The sequence below is a fragment of the Mesorhizobium sp. M1E.F.Ca.ET.041.01.1.1 genome, assembly GCF_003997355.1.
Taxonomy (GTDB): domain Bacteria; phylum Pseudomonadota; class Alphaproteobacteria; order Rhizobiales; family Rhizobiaceae; genus Mesorhizobium.
This window is the reverse complement of record NZ_RZSL01000505.1, coordinates 1-4479: the sequence shown is the minus strand read 5'-3', so window position 1 is coordinate 4479 and position 4479 is coordinate 1. Positions and strand designations below refer to the sequence as shown.

Annotated in this window: 4 protein-coding genes and 2 pseudogenes; 3 read left to right on the top strand and 3 right to left on the bottom strand. The window is 62.4% G+C overall.

The genetic code is table 11. The annotated features are described in order from the left end of the window. From EOA38_RS28895 to EOA38_RS28885, 3 genes and pseudogenes are all read left to right on the top strand, one after another. Positions 1 to 929, top strand: a pseudogene (locus EOA38_RS28895) (sugar ABC transporter substrate-binding protein); the annotation flags it as partial. A 94-nt stretch (positions 930 to 1023) separates the two neighbouring features. After that, complete coding sequence (locus EOA38_RS28890) at positions 1024 to 2145, top strand: sugar ABC transporter permease (RefSeq protein WP_127300839.1); 1122 nt, start codon at positions 1024 to 1026, stop codon at positions 2143 to 2145. Positions 2146 to 2153: 8 nt separating this feature from the next. Then, entirely contained in the window at positions 2154 to 3071 is a 918-nt protein-coding gene (locus EOA38_RS28885) for a carbohydrate ABC transporter permease (protein ID WP_127300838.1), read from the top strand. 57 nt (positions 3072 to 3128) lie between these two features. Here the strand turns inward: EOA38_RS28885 and EOA38_RS28880 are convergent, their stop codons facing one another. The 3 genes and pseudogenes from EOA38_RS28880 to EOA38_RS40560 all read right to left on the bottom strand — a co-directional run. Next, the gene (locus EOA38_RS28880; RefSeq protein ID WP_245480942.1) at positions 3129 to 3500 is read right to left on the bottom strand and encodes a hypothetical protein; all 372 of its coding nucleotides are present in this window, start codon (positions 3498 to 3500) and stop codon (positions 3129 to 3131) included. An 87-nt stretch (positions 3501 to 3587) separates the two neighbouring features. Continuing rightward, the gene (locus tag EOA38_RS28875; RefSeq protein WP_127300837.1) at positions 3588 to 4331 is read right to left on the bottom strand and encodes a creatininase family protein; all 744 of its coding nucleotides are present in this window, start codon (positions 4329 to 4331) and stop codon (positions 3588 to 3590) included. Between the two features lie 4 nt (positions 4332 to 4335). Continuing rightward, positions 4336 to 4479 (bottom strand): annotated as a pseudogene (locus tag EOA38_RS40560) (6-phospho-3-hexuloisomerase); the annotation flags it as partial.

Here is a 4479-nt window from a genome sequence, read left to right as displayed (position 1 = left end):
TCCAGGCCGTGACCAAGTTCCTCAAGGGCAAGCAGGTGAAAGGCCAGGACGTCTATGGCTACCTCGACGCGCCCAAGCCCTGGGGCGGCTTCGGGATCTACTTCCTCGGCAGCCGCGCCAGCGCCTACGCCAAGCATCCCGACGACAAGGCTTGGCTGTTCGATCCGGATACGATGAAACCGCGCATCAACAATCCGGCTTGGGTGCGAGCGATCCAGGATGTGATTGATGCCCTGCCTTCCGAGCCGCAAGATCAGATCAACGCCGACCCGAACCAAACCGCGTTCAGCCAGTTTCTCGGCGGCACTGGTTCGATGGTGGCCTGGTGGGGCGACGTCGGTTCCAATGTCAAGACCAACGACTCCTCCGTCGTTGGCGACGTCACCGGTTTCTCGATCCTGCCGGGATCGGACGACGTCTACAATTCGAAGACTGGCAAGTGGGACAAGCTCGCCAGCGGACCGAACTATGCGCCGAACTGCGCCTATCTCGGGTGGGGCGTCTATGTCATGGCCCGGGTCGACAGCGACGAGAAGAAGAAGAAGGCAGCCTGGTCGGCGGCAGCCCATCTCGGCGGCAAGGATTTGTCGCTGTGGTGCGCGGCCTATCCATCGGGCTTCCAACCCTACCGCAACTCCCATTTCAACATTCCGGAATGGGTGGCGGCAGGTTACGACGAGGCCTTCATCAGCTCGTATCTGAAGTCGGAGGGCGACTCATACAACCATCCGAACGCCGCGATCGAGCCGCGCATCCCCGGCATCTTCCAGTACTACAGCGCCGCCGAGGACATCCTGGCCAACACCTTCGCCGGCAAGATGAAGGCGCAAGAAGGTGCGGATGCCATCGCCGCCGCCTGGGAGAAACTGACCGACCAGATCGGCCGCGAGAACCAGATCAAGCTCTACAAAGCCTCCCTCGGCATGTAGGCTGTCTCAGGAGAAGTCGCGGCCCGGCGACACCTCGTCGCCGGGCCGTATGTTGACCGGCTCTGGCCGGTGGCTTGAGCAAGAGGCGACAGGCGTGGCTGACCAGACTTCGACCGCCAATGCGTGGCCGGCAAATTCCACAGCGGCCGATCTGATCCCGCCCGGCCGCAAGCGCCTCGGCTGGGCCCTGCTGATTGCCGCGACGCTCGTGCTGCTGGCGGCGATTGTGATGCAGATCCTCTACAAGACCGAAGTCGACACGGTCGGCTTCTATACTTGGCGCCCCGTGGTCTACGCCTATGTGCTGTGGGGCGCAGCACTTGGCGCCTGGCAGGTGCTGACACGCGGCGAGGACGGCCAGCGCGCGCTGTTCCTGCTGCCGGCGCTGCTCTTCACGATTGCCATGGTGATCTTCCCGACGCTGTTCGGCTTCTATATCGCGCTGACCGACTGGAATCTCAGCTCCTTTTCCGGCCGCAGGTTCAACGGGCTCGACAATTTCTGGCAGATGCTGGGCGACCCCTACTACCGCAATGCGCTGCTCAACATGGTGCTCTATGTGCTGGCGGTGCTGGTCGAATATGTCATCGCATTCGGACTGGCGCTGCTGCTCAACGCGCAGATCCGCGCCAGAAAACTCTTCCGCGTGGTCTTCCTGCTGCCGCTGATGCTGTCGCCGGTCGCGGTTTCCTGGATGATCGGCAAGTCGCTGATGGAATACCGCTTCGGACCGGCAGCGACGCTGGCGCGGCATCTCGGCTGGGACAATCCCGCCTTCTTCTCCGACCCGGTCATCGCGCGCATCTCGATCATGGTGCTCGACGCCTGGACCTTCATCCCGTTCATGATGATCATGCTGCTCGCCGGCCTGCAGGCCATGTCGCGCGAGGTGATCGAGGCGGCTCGCGTCGACGGCGCGAACGCTTGGCAGACCTTCTGGCAGGTCACCTTCCCGCTGATGCTGCCGGTGTCGGTGACGGCGGTGATCCTGCGCATCATCTTCAAGCTCAAGCTTGCCGACATCATCATCACGGTGACGTCCGGAGGCCCCGGCGGCGCGACCGATTCCGTTTCGAGCTTCATCTACCGCGAATATCGTGACCGCTCGAATGTCGGCTACGGCACCATGCTCGCCATGGTCTACCTGATCATCATCGTCGTGTTCGTCACTTGGCTGCTGAAGATCGCCAGCCGCTTCGTGCGCAACGTCAACTGAGCGGCATCATGAGCGTCCAGACCACTGACTACACCGTTTCCGAGATCCGCTCGCCGGCGGCCTTCATCGCCAGCCGCGCCTTCATCTATGGCGCGCTGGTGTTCTGGTCCTTCGTCTGCCTGTTCCCGATCTACTGGACGATTACCACCTCCTTCAAATCGGCGGTCGACGTCACGCAAGGCCACCTCATCCCCTTCGTCGACTTCCAGCCCGACTGGAAGGGCTGGCGCTCGCTTGGCCTGTCGCCGGATTCGATCTTCCAGACCTCGACCGTGCGCGACGAGTTCCTCAAGCGCTTCATGAACTCGGTCATCACCTCCGTCGGCGCATCGAGCCTTGCCATCGTCATCGGCAGCCTCGCCGCTTACGGCCTGACCCGCTATCGCTATCACTTCGCCTGGTTCAAGAACGAGGACATCTCCTTCTTCTTCCTGTCGCAGCTCATCCTGCCGCCGGTCGTGCTGGCTCTGCCCTTCCTGGTACTCTACCGCGAAGTGGCCCTGCTCGACACGCGCATCGGCCTTGTGCTCCTCTACACGCTGATGGTGCTGCCGATCGTCATCTGGATCATGCGCGACCAGTTCAACTCCATTCCCGTCGAGCTCGAGGAGGCGGCGCTGGTCGACGGCCTGTCGATCTGGGGCGCCTTCTTCCGCATCGTCATGCCGATCGCGCTCCCCGGCATGGTCGCCGCCTTCATCCTGGCGATGGTGCTCTGCTGGAACGAGTATTTCTTCGCGGCCCTCCTGACATCGACGGACGCCAAGACGATCCCCGTCATGGTCGCGAGCCAGACCGGCTCGCAGGGTATCAACTGGTGGTCGATGGCAGCCCTTGCCACGGCGGCGATCGCACCGCTGGCGATCATCGGCATCGCGCTCGAACGCTACCTGATCATGGGCATGACGGCCGGCTCGGTGAAATAGCGAAGACTCGACCGACGCCTCACGTATGTCGCCCAAAGCGGGCCGGTTAGTCCGCCGCTATATAGCTTCGGCTGGCGCAAAGAAGCAGTTTTCGTGCTCCTCGGTCGGATGCAAGCAGATGTGAAAGTTGTCATCACCGGACGGAATGACACTGTCGTAAGGAACGAGATAGCGGTTCTGGTGAGTGACCTTCCGATGATCTCCCGGCCGCAGGATGATCACGTAGCCATCCGGGCTTGGCGTGACAGTGGTGCTGGGGATACTGCTGCATTCGCCTCTCATTGAATCGCCGTGACAGCAGGCCGGCGGATAAGTCCAGCCGCTTTCAGCTTTGTGCGCAGAGGCCGACACGGACAAATGCTCGAGCATCGCAGCCATGGCAATCATGCCTGCAACGCTCGCCATGCGTCGCTTTGCGACCGTGTGCATCGGCCGGCTCCAAACGCCCTCGGCATTTCCGTGCACAGTAGCATATTATGAATATCTAATATAGGAGCAACTTCCGGGATTTGGAGATCAGCACACCAATATCGCTCGCAAATGTTCGAGGATCATCGCGACGCCCTTTTGCCCGAGATCGGCCGAGGCCTCCGGCGCGCTCTTCGTGTACCAGCCGGTATTGTCCGCGAAATGGGCTGCGTCCACCGCCTCGGGGCACAGCGCCAGCATCAGCGATGTCTCCCCGACACCTGCATGGTCGAACGGGTACCTGCCGTTCATCGCGGCCGGCATCAGCGGATGCACCTGCACCCAGTTGAAGACGTTTTCGCCCTGGGCATGGCCGGCATAATAGTCGGCCATCCTGTCGGAGCCCCACCAGCCCTCGCCGCGCTCCTTTTCCAGGAAGCGGAAGATCGCCTGCCGGCCGGCGGCCTTGAAGGCGAGATCGGTCGGCATGCCGGCGACGAAATTCTCGGTCTGGTGATGGATGATGGCGTGGATGTTGCGGAAGCCGATGCGCAGCAGGCCGTAGAACAGCTCCTCGGCAAAAGGCGCCAGCACCGGGCCGCCGACCTGCACCGAGCCGCTGCCGCCCGGCGGCGCCACCGCATAGCTTGCCGCGCCATAGTAGAAGGGCGGCAGGATGACGATGTCTCCCTCCTTCTCGAAGAGTTCCAGCGTCTTGATGACGGCGAGCGTGTCCATGCCGACCGCCATGTGCTCGCCATGGTATTCGAGCACGCCGAGCGGCAGCACGACCGGCCAGTTCTCCTCGATCGCCTTGCGGATCTGGTGCGGCAGCATCAATTCGTAGCGCATCTCCCTACTCCATATTGGTGTGCCGGGCGCGCATCGCCTCCGGCGTCGCGCCGGTAAGCGCCTTGAGCTTCAGCACCATCACTTCGAACAGCAGGAAAAGCGCCCCTTCGAACAGCGAGCCCATCGGCAGCACGGACGTTCTGGCGGC